16 protein-coding genes and 1 pseudogene are annotated in these 17127 nt (G+C 53.4%); 1 reads left to right on the top strand and 16 read right to left on the bottom strand.

The genetic code is table 11. From position 1 onward, the window contains the following. Window positions 1-119: 119 nt before the first annotated feature. The 16 genes from BM022_RS10080 to BM022_RS10005 form a co-directional block, all read right to left on the bottom strand. A complete protein-coding gene (locus tag BM022_RS10080; RefSeq protein ID WP_091139002.1) occupies window positions 120-1073 on the bottom strand; it encodes a sodium-dependent bicarbonate transport family permease in 954 nt (317 codons plus the stop codon). Between the two features lie 1407 nt (window positions 1074-2480). Continuing rightward, window positions 2481-3749: a sensor histidine kinase gene (locus tag BM022_RS10075; protein ID WP_091139000.1), complete on the bottom strand. Its 1269-nt coding sequence runs from the start codon at window positions 3747-3749 to the stop codon at window positions 2481-2483. Then, window positions 3736-4419 carry a response regulator transcription factor gene (locus BM022_RS10070; RefSeq protein WP_091138999.1) on the bottom strand — a complete coding sequence of 228 codons (684 nt, stop codon included), beginning with the start codon at window positions 4417-4419 and terminating at the stop codon, window positions 3736-3738. Before BM022_RS10070 ends, BM022_RS10075 begins: the two co-directional genes overlap by 14 nt. A 191-nt stretch (window positions 4420-4610) precedes the next feature. Continuing rightward, complete coding sequence (gene hemE, locus BM022_RS10065; RefSeq protein ID WP_091138997.1) at window positions 4611-5678, bottom strand: uroporphyrinogen decarboxylase; 1068 nt, start codon at window positions 5676-5678, stop codon at window positions 4611-4613. Window positions 5679-5924: 246 nt separating this feature from the next. After that, window positions 5925-7046, bottom strand: coding sequence for a deoxyguanosinetriphosphate triphosphohydrolase (locus BM022_RS10060; protein ID WP_091138996.1), 1122 nt, complete (start codon window positions 7044-7046; stop codon window positions 5925-5927). After that, window positions 7039-8139, bottom strand: a complete 1101-nt coding sequence (aroB, locus tag BM022_RS10055; RefSeq protein ID WP_091138994.1) for a 3-dehydroquinate synthase — start codon at window positions 8137-8139, stop codon at window positions 7039-7041. The genes BM022_RS10060 and aroB overlap by 8 nt, the downstream gene beginning before the upstream one ends. A gap of 65 nt (window positions 8140-8204) precedes the next feature. Continuing rightward, window positions 8205-8615 carry a protoporphyrinogen oxidase HemJ gene (hemJ, locus tag BM022_RS10050; protein ID WP_091138992.1) on the bottom strand — a complete coding sequence of 137 codons (411 nt, stop codon included), beginning with the start codon at window positions 8613-8615 and terminating at the stop codon, window positions 8205-8207. 300 nt (window positions 8616-8915) lie between these two features. Continuing rightward, entirely contained in the window at window positions 8916-9476 is a 561-nt protein-coding gene (locus BM022_RS10045; RefSeq protein WP_091138990.1) for a NifU family protein, read from the bottom strand. 54 nt (window positions 9477-9530) lie between these two features. Beyond that, window positions 9531-10013, bottom strand: coding sequence for a Fe-S cluster assembly sulfur transfer protein SufU (gene sufU, locus BM022_RS10040; RefSeq protein ID WP_091138989.1), 483 nt, complete (start codon window positions 10011-10013; stop codon window positions 9531-9533). Further along, window positions 10013-11272: a cysteine desulfurase gene (locus BM022_RS10035; protein WP_091138987.1), complete on the bottom strand. Its 1260-nt coding sequence runs from the start codon at window positions 11270-11272 to the stop codon at window positions 10013-10015. The genes sufU and BM022_RS10035 overlap by 1 nt, the downstream gene beginning before the upstream one ends. Beyond that, window positions 11269-12591 (bottom strand): Fe-S cluster assembly protein SufD, encoded by a 1323-nt coding sequence (sufD, locus tag BM022_RS10030; protein WP_371264323.1) that lies wholly within the window; start codon window positions 12589-12591, stop codon window positions 11269-11271. The genes BM022_RS10035 and sufD overlap by 4 nt, the downstream gene beginning before the upstream one ends. After that, window positions 12588-13376, bottom strand: coding sequence for a Fe-S cluster assembly ATPase SufC (gene sufC, locus BM022_RS10025; RefSeq protein WP_091138986.1), 789 nt, complete (start codon window positions 13374-13376; stop codon window positions 12588-12590). Before sufC ends, sufD begins: the two co-directional genes overlap by 4 nt. Beyond that, window positions 13373-14809, bottom strand: coding sequence for a Fe-S cluster assembly protein SufB (gene sufB / locus BM022_RS10020; protein WP_091138984.1), 1437 nt, complete (start codon window positions 14807-14809; stop codon window positions 13373-13375). The genes sufC and sufB overlap by 4 nt, the downstream gene beginning before the upstream one ends. Window positions 14810-14905: 96 nt before the next feature. Beyond that, complete coding sequence (locus BM022_RS10015; protein ID WP_091139130.1) at window positions 14906-15247, bottom strand: HesB/IscA family protein; 342 nt, start codon at window positions 15245-15247, stop codon at window positions 14906-14908. A gap of 78 nt (window positions 15248-15325) precedes the next feature. Continuing rightward, window positions 15326-15859, bottom strand: a complete 534-nt coding sequence (locus BM022_RS10010; RefSeq protein WP_091138982.1) for an Rrf2 family transcriptional regulator — start codon at window positions 15857-15859, stop codon at window positions 15326-15328. 225 nt (window positions 15860-16084) lie between these two features. Continuing rightward, a complete protein-coding gene (locus tag BM022_RS10005; RefSeq protein ID WP_091138980.1) occupies window positions 16085-16729 on the bottom strand; it encodes a TetR family transcriptional regulator in 645 nt (214 codons plus the stop codon). A 125-nt stretch (window positions 16730-16854) separates the two neighbouring features. On the opposite strand from BM022_RS10005, the pseudogene BM022_RS16085 reads away from it, so the two are divergent. After that, a pseudogene (locus tag BM022_RS16085) lies at window positions 16855-17127 on the top strand (efflux transporter periplasmic adaptor subunit); the annotation flags it as partial.

The raw sequence follows: 17127 nt of genomic DNA, 5'->3' as shown, positions 1-17127 counted from the left end.
GTCGGATAACGGCACTTGCTATTGATGTGACTTCATTAAACGTACTGCCACCTCGGAAAAGATCTTTGCTATTTAACGCCACCCCTCCGGTGATAGTACGTCTATCCTCTCCTGCAACCTTATGCCACCATGCCTTTAAAGAACTTCGCCATCTCATAGTAAATGGGCACTCCGACGAAGATGTTAAACGGGAAGGTAATCCCCAGGGAGGCACCGATCGACACCGCCGGGTCGGCTTCGGGTACCGCGATGCGCATGGCCGCGGGGGCCGCGATGTAAGAGCAACTGGCGTACAGCACGGCCAGCATCATGGCACCGCCCAGGGATAAACCGAATGCCGCGCCGAGAAAGGCGCCAAAAGCCCCGGCTGTCAATGGAAACAGTATGCCAAACCCGATCAGGAACGGGCCTTTTGCCTTGATTACCTGCAACCGCGCTGACGCGAGCAAGCCCATTTCCAGCAGGAACAACGCGAGCACACCCATGAACAGGTCCATGAACATCTTATCCAGCGGCGATACAAGTTTTACCATCCCGGCGTAGTAACCGACGATGACCCCACCCACCATCAGGAAAATACTGGTGCCGGTCAGGATCTCGTGCAATAGCTTCCCCCACTGGGTCGTACCCTTTGCTCCAGCCCGCGCCAAAACGGTGCCGGTTACCAACGCCGGTATCTCCATCAGCGCCATGATGAGGACCATGTAGCCTTCGGACGTCTCCTTGACCCCCTCCAGGAAGGCGATACCTACCGCAAAGGTCACCGCGCTCACCGAACCATAGTGGGCGGAAATAGCGCCAGCATCGGCCTGACTGAATTTTCCGAGCTTCCTCAATATCGGATAGGCTGTCAGTGGCACCAGCGCCGCGAGTACAACCATCGACAGGGCGATGGGCAGCACCTCCATGATTTCGTACTTGGCCATCGATACCCCTCCCTTGAAGCCGATGGCAATCAACAGGAAGATGCTCAGGCTCTTGTATAAAGCCTCGGGGATCTTGAGGTCGGATTTCATCACTCCGGCCAAAACCCCCAGAACGAAGAACAGCACTACAGGTTGTATGGTGGACATTGCGTCATCCTCCTATTGTGATTATTAGTTGTCCTAACGACGTGCACGTTAGATCTGTTGTGTTGCAGTCCCTGCTGTGTAACCTTATACTCCTCAGTTGTTGATTCATTTTTTACCCCCCAGAAAGCGTTTATCTACCTGGCGCACGCCATGTCATTTCTATCGCGGCGGACGCGTCTCAATTCGCTCCATTGGCTCAGCGCGAGGGACTGGAGGGCCAATCGCTCTGGCTCCAACTCTGGCCGTTTCGGGAGAACAACCCCCAAAAGCGATCGCATTCATTAGCTTCTAATTCCTGTATAATCCATGGTCATATTTTTCTTTGAGACGGGGACAATTATCCGAATCCAAATTAAGTCCACGCCTTTCGCCACAAACCCACCCCTATTCACAGCCGTCATATTTTTGATTAGTTTAACGCGAGCACGCTTCCTTCCACATGCCGGGGGTTACGCGAGTAATTAGCTTTCAATTAAATCCCCCTCGGGTGCCTACTGAGAAACAGATTTCTGTAATGCGTTGATTAATATTAATCATTTTTAATAATTATTAAACAAGCGTGTTATAAGGGATTCGAATTGCGTGTTAATAAAAAATTAACACAGTGGGTGTGAAGAAAAGATTTCGTATCTGTGATTAATTTGTGAATCGGGCCAACTAAATAAAAATATTTTAAAAAAGTCTTAATTCTTCCTGAAAACAAGCCAGCGCTATTTCATTTGAGTAAAGTATCTTAGTGAGCAATATTTATTTCCCACCCTGCGAGGATTACTAGCATCGCTCCCGGGTTTATGGCGCGGCGCGCTTTTCAAGAATATCCAAGTCGATACGGTCGACATGAAAACGACCGTCGCGGCTCAGAGCGAATCACCATAACGAAAGAATTTCAAGATAGGCCCCGCCAGGGCATCGCCTACCGAAAAATGGCGATAATCACAAGACATCCCTGTTGCCCCGATGGACGCTTACCTGTTCAGAAGTTCTTACAGGCGGTCGTTGAGCTTGGAAGGAGGCGAACGATCTGGCGCAGCTGTGGAGTTAAACGGATAAGGTGTCGCTAACGGGCCGCCAGCTTAGCAGCCTCCAAAGGAGCGGGTGGACGGAGAGGCTTAGGAATTTGGCAACAGGTGAAGGTGACAACAGAGCACAATCACCAGGCCTTCCTACGTATCGTATAACAAAACCGCAAGGGGACCGGGGTAGGGCTGATTTGAAACGGGGGACGGGTTCGCGGCGTGAGGCCTGTTCATCACTCAGGCATTACTACCAAGCTACCAAGCAGCGAACGATATCGCCTCACTATTTTTGAGAGCGTGAAGAGGTTGAGCCAGGAGATTTTTTTATGGAAGTGAGTTTGGATAGGCTGCGTACAGAAGAAGCACACTGTCCAGCCGCTCAGTTTGGCCTTCAAGGAAATGTGATGTGAAACGTGGTACCTTTTCCAGGGGTACTATCGACATCAATGGTCCAGCCGTAGTGATCGCAAATCCGTTTGACGATAGCAAGCCCTATGCCTAAACCCTCGCCTTGAGATGTTCCGCGGAAGAAACGCTCATAGAGAAGTGGCAGGTAAAACGGCTCGATGCCAATACCCGAATCCGAGATCGAAAGACGGTTCCGGTTAAAACTGACGCGAATGAAACCGCGCTCGGTATACTGCACCGCATTTCGGAGCAGATTCACGAGAGCCGTATGCAGTGCCTGTGGATTTAGCGTAAGAACCGCCTTTGGCTCGATTGCGACCTCGAAATTAAGCCGCTTGCGATATATCTCCGTACATACCGGTTCCACCGCGTCGTAAACGCATTCCGCAAGTGCGACCGGCTCCATGATCCCTAGCGCCTGCTCACGGGCGAGGAATAGCAAGGCCTGTAATTGCTCACCCATACGGGTGGCCGCACTCTCGATCATCCCGATTCTTCCGCGTGCCCGCTCTGGCAGGCTTGGCTCCGTCGCCAGAAGCTCACAGCTTGTCAAAATGGTGGTGATTGGCGTACGCAACTCATGGCTGACGTTGGCGGTAAATTCCTGCTCGCGCCGCAACATACGCGTAATGCGGTTCTGGTAGTCGTCCAACGCATGCGCAAGCTGCGCGACCTCCTCGTCCTGCCCTGGCTGTATCATTGTGGCGCCTTGCACGTCGCCCGGCGCAAGATGCCGCACCCGCTCGGCTAGATCAGTGACCTGTCTGACGAGCACGCCGGCGAGTAAATATCCAACCACCAAGGCTACCCCAACAACCGACAAGAGCGATAAAACGATAAGGAGCCGGAGTTCCTGCTGCCGCAGATCGTGAAGTCCAATCTCATATGCAACGAGAAACTTGACGCCATTGGCGTGCCGTACCGCGACCCGGATTTCTTCCGGGCCACGAAACACTTTATGGCGCCTGTAATTCAATCCTTGGAGGTATGTTGGCAGATGCGATTCATCCGCAGCATCGCGGACGATATATTTCTCGAGATTGGAACCTACCTGCGGAACAAAATCGCTGCTCTCGCTATAGCGCTGCACGAGATAATCCATCTCGGCTTCGAGAATCTGCTCGATATGCGCCTGTTCAATATCATCCGAGGCGATGTAGAGGCTGATACCAACGGTTCCAACGACAACAATGCAGAATATTGCAAATGCCAGTGCAACACGCAGGCGTAAACCGCGCTTAACTCCTGGCACGAGAAATCAGGCGATAACCAAGGCCGTGAACTGTCTCGATTGGATCATATCCTCCGGCCCGGCTCAGCGCGCGGCGAAGTTCGTGCATATGGCTACGCAAGGTATCGCTCGTGCCCTGCTCATCGCCCCAGACTTCCGATTCCAATTCCCTGCGGCTGAACACCCGGCCCGGTTCGCCCATCATAATGGCAAGTAGCCGAATACATTTGGGGGGCAGCTTGACGCTTGCACCGGCAAACTGGATAGATAGTGTTTTTGGATCAAAAGACAAATCACCCGTTTCGAGCATGCGGCTCGTGACTTTGCCGCCGTGACGCTTATGCATCGCGACCAGGCGCGCCTCAACTTCCTTAAGCGCAAATGGCTTGACCAGATAATCGTCGGCGCCGCAATCGAACCCCTTAAGCTTATCGTCCAGCGTGTCTCGCGCCGTAAGCATCAGTACCGGCGTATCGATATCGGCTTCCTTGCGAAGTTTCCTGCACAATGTAATGCCATCCATGCCGGGCAGCCCGAGATCAAGCAGAATTCCATCGAATTTCTGCGTTACCGCAAGATGCAGACCTGTGATGCCATCCGCCGCAGCGTCGACACTGTGACCGCGTGCTTCGAGAAAATCGTAGAGGTTGGTGGCGATCGCGGGATCGTCTTCGATAATAAGTATATGCACTGGCAATTTCGTTAGGTTTGTTCTAACTGAACCACTTGAGTTTACCCGTTTTTCACCTAATTGCATCGAAAAGTTGGCCATATTCAGGATGGGCCAGTATCTGGTTTCATAACTGGCCTGTTCGGTTAAAACGAGAATTTAGCACATCTTTGTATCGGTTGTCGCAACTAACATCGCGCTATAAACCTGCTCTACTGCTGGTGATATTTCCGACTGTTACTGTGGACCGCCTCGACCAGCATCAGAGCATTCTCCGGAGGCGTGTACTGCGAAATGCCATGCCCCAGATTGAAGATGTGGCCGCTACCATTACCGTAACCTGAGAGGATTTTTTCCACTTCAGCCGTAATCACCTCGGGCGAAGCGAACAGCACGGCCGGGTCGAGATTTCCCTGCAGAGCAACCTTATGGCCAATTCGCTGGCGGGCGTCGGCAATATCCACGGTCCAGTCGAGCCCAACCGCATCACATCCGCTGTCAGCAATACTTTCGAGCCACAGCCCCCCGCCCTTGGTAAAAACAATGTTTGGAATGCGCTCACCGCCATGCTCGCGCTTTAATCCAGCCAGGATCTGGCTCATATACCGTAAGGAGAATTCCCGATACGCGGCATGAGACAAGGCTCCGCCCCAGGTATCGAAGATCATTACCGCTTGAGCCCCACATTCGATCTGAGCATTCAGATAGGCGGTGACAGCCTGTGCGTTAATATTGAGGATGTGATGCAGCAGATCAGGTCGCTGATACAGCATCGTTTTGATCTGGCGAAAATCGGTCCCGCCGCAGCCTTCCACCATATAACAGGCCAAGGTAAACGGACTGCCCGAAAACCCGATCAGGGGAATTCTGTTATCCAGCGTCCTGCGAATTTGGGTCACCGCGTCCAGCACATAGCGGAGATGCGTCTCCGGATCTGGTACCGCGAGCGCGCGAATCTCCCATTCCTCGCGCAGGGGACGCTCAAACTTGGGTCCTTCCCCTTCGGAAAAATAAAGACCCAACCCCATCGCATCGGGTATCGTTAGAATGTCCGAGAACAGTATCGCGGCGTCGAGCGGAAATCGTGACAGCGGTTGCATCGTAACTTCGGTAGCGTAATCCGGATTCTTGCACAGAGCGAGAAAACTGCCAGCGCGGCTACGGGTCTGGTTATACTCGGGCAAATAGCGACCGGCTTGGCGCATCAGCCACACAGGGGTGTAATCCGTCGGCTGGCGCAGGAGGGCCCGCAACAGCGTATCGTTTTTTAATTTTGTCATTTGCTCATCCAACCGCAGAGAAAGAGATTCGGCATTTTCCCCTTTGCGCTGCGCCGAATCGTAACCCGGGCAGGGAAACCGACCATGATGGACGGGCCGAACCTACAATATTACCAGCGATTGACACTCAGGTATATGCTCATCGGCTGGCAACGCCGACGCCGATTCCCGATCCATGCTGCCCCTGAACTGCGCCGCCGGCCTCTTTCGGAATCCATCCGAATCACAGACACCGCATCCGTGCGTTCAGCGCTCTTCAATTATGAACAGCTTTCGGTATTCACGGATGGCATAGCGGTCGGTCATGCCTGCAATATAGTCCGCAATCGCCTGATACCCATCCTGAGCATATTTCGATTGAAATGCGGGAGGAAGCACCCGCGTATCAGAATGAAATGCCTTAAAAAGCATTTCAATGGTGTGGCGCGCCTTTGCGCTCATGCGCGCCACTTGATAGTGCCGATAAAGATGGTCGCGCAGGAATTTTTTCAATTCCTGCTGCTCCTGGTGGATCTTCTTGCTGAAACCAATCAGGGCGGGCGCTTCTCGCACCATGGACAAGGTTACCGGGGCAGCGTCTTCAATATTTTTTGCGCTTTGTCCGGTCAGATCGGAAACCAGTGTATTGATCATGCGCCGCACGGTCTCATGTATGAGCCGCCGACCCGAGATTCCAGGATAAGCATTTTTAGCCATGGCTAAATGGCGCGAGAATATTTCCACTTCTCCGAGCTGTTCCTGGGTTATGAGGCCGGAGCGCAGACCATCATCGACGTCGTGATTGTTGTACGCTATTTCGTCCGCAAGATTGGCGAGTTGCGCCTCAAGCGACGGACGCCGGTCGGCGATAAAACGTTCACCTACGTCGCCGAGCTGACGGGCTTTTTTTCTGGCGCAATGTTTAAGAATGCCTTCACGGGTTTCAAAGCACAAATTCAAGCCGTCGAACCCCCCGTAATGCTCTTCCAGCACGTCCACCACTCGCAGGGACTGAAGGTTGTGTTCAAAACCTCCATGCTCTTTCATGCATTCGTTCAGCGCGTCCTGCCCCGCATGGCCGAACGGAGTGTGTCCAAGGTCATGAGCGAGCGCGATGGCCTCCACCAAATCCTCGTTAAGGCGTAAGTTTCGGGCTATGGAGCGGCCAATCTGGGCCACTTCCAGGCTGTGCGTCAGCCGCGTGCGGAATAAATCTCCCTCGTGATTGACGAAAACCTGGGTCTTGTACTCAAGCCGGCGGAAGGCAGTCGAATGAATGATACGATCGCGATCACGTTGAAAAGATGTCCGTCCTGGAGACAGCTCTTCCGAAACACGGCGACCGCGCGAGTTTTTCTCCGATACTGCATAGGGCGCCAACTCATGCATGGACTGTGCATTCAGTAAGCGTATCAATTAGCATGTCCCGCGGAACGTCAGCCCGAACCACGGCCTCTCCGATGTGCTTGAGTAACACAAAACGAAGCTTCCCTCCCTCTACTTTCTTATCCAGCCCCATCAAACGTAGATAAGTTTCCGCACCCAGATTCGGGGCAGCCACGGGAAGCCCGGCCCGAACGTAAAGGTCCCTGATTCGCTGCACATCTTCGCGTCCGATCATGCCCAGTCGATGCGACAGGTCCGCCGCAAGCACTGTGCCTGCAGCCACGGCTTCGCCATGGAGCCAGACACCATACCCCATCGCGTTCTCGACCGCATGGCCAAAGGTATGCCCCAGGTTCAGTAATGCGCGGACACCGCTTTCACGCTCATCCGCTGCCACGACGTCGGCCTTGTTCGCGCAGCTGCGCTCGATCGCTTCCGTCAGAATCGCGGCATCCCGCGCTAACATCCCTTGAATATTACGCTCGATCCAATCCAGGAAGACCAGGTCGCGGATGAGGCCGTACTTGATGATCTCGGCAATGCCAGCCCGCAATTCCCGGTCCGGTAAGGTATCCAGCGTTTCGATGTCTGCCAGGACTGTGCGCGGCTGATAAAAAGCGCCGATCATATTCTTGCCAAGCGGATGATTGATACCCGTCTTGCCCCCCACCGACGAGTCAACCTGCGCCAGAAGCGTGGTTGGGATCTGGATAAAGGGAACACCGCGCAGATATGTTGCAGCGGCGAATCCGGTCAAATCACCGACGACACCGCCGCCTAGAGCCAAGACCGCAGTGCTGCGCTCACATCGATTCGCCAGAAGAGCGTCAAATATGAGGTTCAGCGTTTGCCAGTTTTTGTATTCTTCCCCATCGGGAAGGATAATCGGAAACGACGCAACCCCTTTTGTCTCCAGCTTGCTGCGTAGCTTTTCCATATAGAGGGGCGCAACCGTGGTATTGGATATGATCGCTACGCGTTGCTGGGTCAGATGGCGCAAGATAAATTCAGGGTGACTGAGCAGACCGCTACCGATAAGGATCGGGTAGCTCCGCTCGTTCAAGGTGGGGGTAAGGTTAACCGTAATCGTCTTCATGGTGCGAACCGGATTGGCTCCGCAGCGTTGGTGCTTGGCGAAGCCCGGATGGATAAAAAAAATTTTTACGGCTTCACCACCACCAATATCACCACCGCGATCAGAATCAGCACCGGTATTTCGTTAAACCACCGGTAATAAACGTGACTATGGCGGTTGCGATCATGCTTGAAATCGGCGAGCAGTCTTTGGCAGTACAGGTGATATGCAATAAGCATCAATACCAGCACGAGCTTGGCATGCAGCCAGCCACCGGTAATACCATAACCCAGCCATAGCCACAGACCAAAAATCACCGCCAGGACCGCACTTGGCGTCATTATGCCATAGTAGAGTTTGCGCTCCATTACCTTGAAACGCTCTATACCTGGCAAATCCGTGGTCATCGCGTGATAGACAAACAGCCGTGGTAAATAAAACAGGCCCGCAAACCAAGCCACGACAAAAATAATATGGAAGGATTTGACCCAGAGCATCCGGTTATGTGAGCAAGACTGGTAAATTTATCCGACTGCCTGTCGGAAGCGCCGGCAAGCGGAGCTCAGGCGCACCTGTACGCGTCGGTCAGCCGCTAACCCATCAAAGCTGAAGGGGTGGGAGGGCTAACAACATCGGAATTATACGCTTGCCGGCTGGGCCGGGCAGCATGCGGCAAAGCTCGGTAATGCTCATGCCGCGCTCTGCAGCCTCCGCCAACTCATCCAGTGATGTCCGGCCAGTTTAAAAAACACTGGGAGCAGTCGATAGAGCGGCGCGAGCAGGCAGCGAAACAGCAGTTACATCGCCTCAACCTCGATTTCTGGCTCAATCGACCTGAGCATATTCTGAATGCCCCTGAGGGTGCCTGAAATCGAACTTGGACAGGTGCCGCACGCGCCCTGATAATGAACGCTGAGCTTGTTGCCGGCGAGACCCAGCACATGAAGATCACCGCCATCGTTTTGCAGGTAGGGGCGTATCTCGTCGTCGAGCATTTCGTTTATTGCATCGAGGCGCTTCTGATCCTCGGGACTCAACCCCGCGATCGCGGTGCCGGCCGCGGCGACCGTAGCGGCTGAGTGCGCGTCTGCTGCGGGGGCAGCACGGATCGGATCGGCCACTGCGCGGGCGAGATCCTGCCAGTCTGCCTCTCCGTCCTGGGTGATTGTAATCCAGCGATCAACATAAAATACATTCGTGACATGATCAATATCGAACAGCGCCTCGGCAAGCGCATCGCCCTGCGCCTGCTCGGCATTGTCATACGAACGCGTCACTCCCCAGGTAAGCGGCTCCTTTAGAATGAATTTTAATGCGTTCCGGTTTGGAGTACCTTCGATTTCAGCGATTTTAGGCATTTCACGTTCCTTTAGAGGAGCCCGAACAAGCGCTACAGGACTCGTCACAAATTTTTAGGCATCACCTATCGCCGCGTGCATGGGGTCATCCTCCGCCTCGGTCGAGGTGGTTGTAACCGAGTTCAGCGCCGCATGCAGCGTATGCCACGGTAAAATAGCGCATTTCACGCGCGTCGGCAGGTCGCGCACACCGGCGAATACCGTGAGCCGTCCCAAGTGATGATCTTCATTAAGGTTGAGCGTACCTGTGGACATCTCGCGAAATTCCTTTATCAATGTCTCCGCGTCGGCACGGGTCTTGCCCTTCACGACGGTGGTCATCATAGAGGCGGACGCCTTGCAGATGGCGCATGATTCACCGTGGAAAGCGATGTTGTCGATACGTTCCCCATCCAGATTGAGTTCGATGTCGAGATGATCGCCACACAGCGGATTATGGCCGACGGCGTGATGGCTTGCCTTATCGAGCGTGCCATAATTGCGCGGCTTTTTATTGTGATCGAGAATGACCTCTTGATAAAGAGATTTGGAGTTCATTACGTAAAAACCTTCTGCACAGTTCGAATGCCCGAGATTAATGTGTCGACCTCTGCCATGGTATTGTAAAACGCAAACGAAGCGCGAGCCGTCGCCGGAACCCTGAGGCGCAGCATTACGGGTTGTACGCAGTGGTGTCCCGTACGAACAGCAACGCCCTCATGATTCAACAACGTGCCGATGTCGTGTGGATGCACTCCTTCCATCACAAATGAAAGTACCGCTGTTTTCCTTGCAGCGGTCCCGATAACGCGCACACCCGGTAAATTGGATATTTGTTCCGTCGCGTAGTTCAGCAGCTTCAATTCATATGCGGAAATCGTATCGAGTCCGATTGCCGACAGATAATCGACCGCCGCACCGAGGCCGATCGCGGCTGCTATTGGCGGTGTGCCAGCCTCGAACTTGTGCGGGATTGAATTGTATGTCGTCTTTTCGAACGTTACCGACAAAATCATATCTCCGCCGCCCTTGAACGGCTGCATTCGCTCAAGCAGCTCGGCCTTTCCGTAAAGCACGCCGATGCCCGTGGGCCCGCACAGCTTGTGGCCCGAAAAAGCGTAGAAATCACAATCCAGATCCTGAACGTCCACTGCCATGTGGGGTGCGGCCTGCGCGCCATCAACCAGTACGGGCACGCCCCGCGCGTGCGCAAATGCAATCATTTCCTTGACAGGGTTAATGGTGCCAAGAGCATTCGAGACGTGCAACACACCGACGAATTTGGTACGCGCATTAAAAAGCTTCTCGTATTCGTCGACTAGAAGTTCCCCGGCGTCGCTGATAGGCACTACACGAATCTTGGCGCCCTTCTCTTCAGCCAACATCTGCCAGGGCACGATATTCGAATGATGCTCAAGCGTCGTCAGAATGATTTCATCGCCTGCGCGGATATATTTGCGGCCGTAACCGTGCATGACTAGGTTGATGGAATCGGTTGTCCCGCTAGTAAAAACGACTTCCCGGTCTTCGCGCGCATTAATGAAATGCTGCAACCTGCGGCGCGCGCTCTCGTATTCGGCTGTAGCCGTTTCAGATAAGTAATGGACGCCGCGATTGATATTCGCGTGTTCGCTCGTCTGGTAACGCACCAGCCGGTCGATTACTTGCTGCGGCATCTGGCTTGACGCCGCGTTATCAAGATAAACCAGCGGCTTTCCTTCGACCTGGAGCTTAAGAATCGGAAAATCAGCGCGGATGTGTTCAACGTCAAACATTGAAGTGAATTCCGGTTTCAAAGCAGAGTCGATGAGCTTCATGGTCCAGTTTTTTCAGTTTGTTCGAGCACGATCTGCTCGAGCTGATACTTAAGAGACGCGATGGGAATCCGATCAATTATTTCCGCGCCAAAAGCATAAGTCAGCAGATTCCGGGCCGCAGTCTCGGCGAGGCCGCGGCTCCTGAGATAGAACAATTCCTCGTGATCCAGTTGCCCCACGGTTGCGCCGTGCGCACATTTTACGTCATCCGCAAAAATTTCGAGCTGCGGCTTTGTATCGACACGCGCCCTGGCACTCAGGAGCAGGTTGCGGCTCGACTGCGCGGAATCAGTACGCAAAGCACCTGCGCGTACAAGGATCTTGCCATTAAATACCGCGTGCGCGGCGCCGTCCACGATGCACTTATGTGACTGACGGCTGGTCCCGGGCGGTTTGGCATGATCGATACAGGTGTGAGTATCCGCAAGTTGGCGTCCTTTAATTAAGGCAAGCCCGTCGATGAAGCACTCCGCTCCCTCGGCCTCAAGCCTTGCATTCAGGTCGTAGCGCGAAATACGCCCGCCAAGCGCGACGCTAACCGAGCGATAGCAGCTTGCGTGCGCGACCGATACCGCGCAGTTTGCGATATGAAATGCCTCCATGCTGTCGCGCTGGACCCGGACATGGTTGACCCGGGCATTATTCTCAAGCGCAATCTCGGTCACCGCGTTGGTGACATAAGCCTCGTCCTGCAAGGCAACGTAATCCTCGACCAGTGTTACCTCGCTTCCCCCTTGGGCAATCAATAGGCAGCGGGGGTGTATTGCCGTCCCCGCCTGCGTGGCGATGAATAATACGTGCACCGGCTTCTGTATCTTCGCATTGCGCGACACAATGATCAGTGCACCGTGATGCAGATAGGCAGTATTGAGCGCAGCAAATAAGTTGTTCTCGAAACCCGCCAGTCGGCCGAGATGCGGCTCGATTACAGAAGCATGCGTCGCCACAGCCACGGAAAGATCGGTAACAACCAGGCCTTCGTGTTCGCTTCCCTCGAGTCGGCTAGACAAGTGCGGCATAAACGCACCGTCGACAAACACCAGCCTTATCGTCGTGTCATCCAACTGGAAACGCTTGACATCCGTCACTTGCGGGGCGGATATCGCGTGTGATGGGCGCAACGGCAACCTGGTAAGTGGAGATATGTCAGTAAAGCGCCACTCCTCGTCGCGAGTGGTCGGAACCTGTAGCGTGCCGGCCTGCTCAAGTGCATGGGCCCGCAACTGGTTAAACCACGTCGTTGAACTGGGCGGCAGCTGCGGCTGCCCCTTAAGAATGCTGTCGAGATAACTGTTGCTGACCACCATGCTCATGCTCATGCACCAGCCATGGCTGGCTGCTCGGCGCCGACCCAATCATAACCGCGGGTCTCGAGATCGAGCGCCAGCTCCTTGCCGCCCGTCTTGATGATCTGACCCGCGCGCATCACGTGCACGAAATCCGGCACAATATAGTTAAGCATCCGCTGGTAATGCGTCACCAATATGATTGCATTGTCGGCCGTCGACAGCTTGTTCACCCCGGTGGTTACGATTCGGAGTGCATCAATGTCGAGGCCGGAATCGGTCTCGTCGAGAATTGCCAGCCTTGGCTCCAGCAGCGCCATTTGCAAAATCTCGTTACGCTTTTTCTCACCGCCGGAGAAACCTTCATTCACGCCCCGGTCAAGAAATTCCGGATTCATTTCCAGTAATTTCATTTTATCGCGCACGAAATCTTCAAACTCAAGCGGATCCAGCTCTTCCTTGCCACGCTGCGCCTGCACGGTGTTATAAGCAAGACGCAAAAAATGACTATTAGCAACACCCGGTATTTCAATCGGATATTGAAACGCCAAAAATACTCCCGCGCGCGCACGCTCTTCCGGTGAGAGATCGAACAGATCGCGGCCTTCGAATAATACCGAGCCCCCGGTCACTTGATAGGCGCTGTGTCCGGCAAGCACTTTGGCGAAAGTGCTTTTGCCCGAACCATTGGTGCCCATGATGGCGTGGACCTCCCCGCTTCTCACGGTAAGGTCAATACCCTTGAGGATCTCAATGCCGTTGACTACGGCACGCAGCCCGCGTACTTCCAGCAAAATCCTGCTGCCCTCGCGTATCATCCAACGCTCCCTTCGAGTTTGAATCCGAGCAGCTTGGTCGCCTCGACCGCGAACTCCATCGGCAATTGTTGAAATACATCTTTGCAGAATCCATTGATGATCATCGATACCGCTTCCTCACTGCCGATACCGCGCTGGGCAAAGTAGAACAGCTGGTCCTCGCCAATCTTGGACGTGGATGCCTCATGCTCGACCTTGGCCTCCTGGTTGCGAACCTGAATATAGGGAAATGTGTGCGCGCCACATTTGTCGCCGATCAACATGGAGTCGCATTGCGAATAATTACGTGCCCCTGCGGCGGTCGGCGCAATCCTGACGAGCCCCCGATAGCTGTTATTCGAATGCCCGGAAGAAATACCCTTGCTGACGATCGTGCTGCGCGTGTTTTTTCCGATATGGATCATTTTGGTGCCGGTGTCCGCCTGCTGGTAATTGTTGGTGACCGCGACCGAATAGAACTCCCCGACTGAGTTGTCTCCCTGCAGAATGCAGGAAGGGTACTTCCACGTAATTGCAGAACCTGTTTCGACTTGGGTCCAGGAAATACGTGAGTTGGTGCCTTTGGCAAGCCCGCGCTTGGTAACAAAGTTATAGATTCCGCCCAGGCCGTTTTCATCGCCGGCGTACCAGTTCTGAACCGTCGAGTACTTGATATCAGCGTTATCGAGCGCAACCAGCTCGACCACCGCGGCGTGGAGCTGATTCGTGTCGAATTTTGGGGCGGTGCATCCTTCCAGGTATGACACCGACGCGCCCTCCTCGGCAACGATCAAGGTACGCTCGAACTGCCCCGATTCTTCGGTGTTGATGCGAAAATAGGTGGAGAGATCCATCGGGCACTGGACGCCTTTGGGAATGAAACAAAACGTCCCATCCGTGAAGACCGCCGAGTTGAGCGCAGCGTAATAATTATCCCCCACTGGCACGACCGTGCCCAGGTACTGCCTCACCAGTTCCGGATGCATCTGAACCGCTTCGGAAATCGAGCAGAAGATAATACCCACCTCTGCCAGCTTTTGCTTGTAAGTCGTTGCAACTGACACACTGTCGAAGATCACGTCAACCGCGACTCCGGCAAGCGCGGCCCGCTCGTGCATGGGCACACCGAGTTTCTCGAACGTGCGCAGCAGCTCAGGGTCGACTTCATCCATGCTGCTCAGCTTCTTTTTTGGCTTTGGGGCTGCGTAATAACTGATTGCCTGAAAATCGATTTTCGGATATTTAACATTGGGCCATTTCGGCTCATCCATCTTGAGCCACTGGTAATAGGCCTTGAGACGAAAATCCAGCATCCACGCGGGCTCGCCTTTTTTTGCCGAAATGAGTTTTATGATATCTTCGTTTAATCCTTTCGGCGCGATATCCGACTCGATTTCAGTGACAAAACCGTGTTTGTAAGGCTGATTGACCAGATTTTGTAATACTGCACTCATTAGCTTGCTCCAATATCGTTCACGTCGAAGACGGTTATGGTAACTGTACCTTATCTGAAAGCATTTCGAGTTCGCCCTTTGTTATTCCAGATATGGCTAAACCTTTGCTGGCTCCTTCAAGCTGAAGCTTTCACCACAACCACACGTATCGCCAACGTTGGGATTATGAAGTCGGAATGAATCGTTCAGACCTTCCCGTATATAGTCGACACGCGAGCCATCAAGAAACGGCAGACTATCGGCATCAACCACTAGACTGGCATCATGAAACGCAAAAATCTCATCACCCTGACGGACCTCGTCAGCATAATCGAAGGTGTAGGCGAACCCTGAGCACCCCACCTTCTTCACACCGATTCGTAACGCCAGCCCCTTGCCTCGTTTGGCAAGTTGTTTGCGGATTTGGTTTGCCGCGGCTTCGGTCAATGTTATCGCCATCATTGTTCCCCGGTTTCCATCCTTATTAGGACGACCAAAATGACGTAAAAGTTTTGCGCAGATCCAATTATTCGATTCTCAGGCTGAAATTACCGCACGTTCACGTTCAGGCATAACCTTTTCGGACAAGGTCTTGTCTGACATTACTGTTCGCATGTCCAGCATCTGGACGACACCCTTCTCCTTCGCTTTTCGTTCCTCATGTCTTGCTTTTTGTTCGTCGACAAGTTGTCTCAAACTCACCGCACCAAGATGATCGAAAATAAGATCGTTTAGCTTTATCCACAGATCGTGCGTCATGCATTTCTTGTCGTTGTGGCAATTCTCCTTGCCACTGCATTGGGTTGAATCGATCGGCTCGTCTACGGCGAGGATGATCTCGGCGATAGATACCTGCGCAAGATCCTTGGCGATGTAATACCCGCCGCCAGGGCCACGCACGCTGTCGACAAGCCCACGCTGCCGCAACTTGGCGAACAGTTGCTCAAGATAGGATAGCGAGATTTGCTGACGCTGACTGATTTCGGCCAGTGTCACCGGACGGGTGCTCCGTTGCATGGCCAGGTCCAACAGCGCCGTTACTGCAAACCGTCCTTTCGTTGTTAGCCTCATAATAAACTCCTTCCTCTTACTATCGTGATTTCGTTGAAATAGAGAACATCGTCCTAAACCAGCTCCGCCAATACCAATACATGACTGATTTAGTCAACTATAAGATACTTGATAGATTTAGTCAACTATAACGGGTCGTCGGGAGAGCAAAGACGCCGGAAGCCGCGGACGCCGGGAGAGTATCCCCTCAGGAACGTTGCTTGCAGGAAGAGGTATATATTGCGCTCAGCGCAGCGCTGCGGAATCGCGCCGGTCCTGACGACGCAGCCCCATATGGGCTTTTACCAGTTCAATCGCCTGATACCGAAACTGATCTCCGCGCGTGTCTTTCACCCACATATGCAACAGACCAATAAAGAAGAGATGTGTGTCTATCGCCAACTGGGATGGATCGTGTGAAGGGTGCAACTGGTTTTGAACCTTGGCGCGCTCGTAAACCAGCCGCAGCTTTTGAAAAATACCTGAGCAATTCGAAAGGATTTGCTGCAGAACTGTTCCGAACTCGTCCACGTATTCACACTTGATCATCATGATTTCGTAGATTTCGCGCGTTTCGACACTATCCGCCAGCACTTGTATAGTCCCGCATAAAAAATTTTCGATACAGGTAAGCGGATCCCCGGAGCCCTCAACCAACAGCGTATCGTCCATGCGATCAATCAGTGGTAAAAATACCTGCTGCCGCATCGCCTGAAACAGATCGAGTTTATTGTTGAAATGCCAGTAAATTGCACCGCACGTAACGCCCGCCTGAAGGGCCACGTGTTCCATGGTCGTACGGCTGACTCCGCGGGCAAGGAACACCTGCCGCGCCGCGTCGATGAGACGCTGGCGGGTTAATTCCGCATTTTCCTTTGTTTTCCGTACCATCGTCAGAGATAGTTTCTCTTCCTATTTACATGTACCATTTTTTGATTAATAATTTACATACATACGTGAATGTATGCAACAGGTTTGTTCGAATTGCTCGTTTTAGTTTTAATTATGGAGCCGAGATGTCAGGTGCCAGACGATATAAAAATAACCACCGTGGCCGAATCAGGTCCCGCTGGGCGACAACTTGGGTCATTATTATATGCGCTGCGCTAAGCGCATGCAGCAAAAACGAACATGCGTCCGCCCAGCCTCCCGCGGGCATGCCGCTTCCTGTAAGCGTAGTCGAGGTTCAGCCGACCAGTGTGCCAATCAGCGCGGAAGCGGTGGCCCAGACCGAAGGCGCCAAAGAGGTTGAAATACGTCCGCGGGTAGGCGGCATCCTGCTCAAGCGC

It is taken from the genome of Nitrosospira sp. Nsp14 (assembly GCF_900113575.1).
GTDB lineage: Bacteria > Pseudomonadota > Gammaproteobacteria > Burkholderiales > Nitrosomonadaceae > Nitrosospira.
The sequence above is the reverse complement of the archived record's forward strand: the minus strand, read 5'-3'. Positions and strand labels throughout refer to the sequence as shown.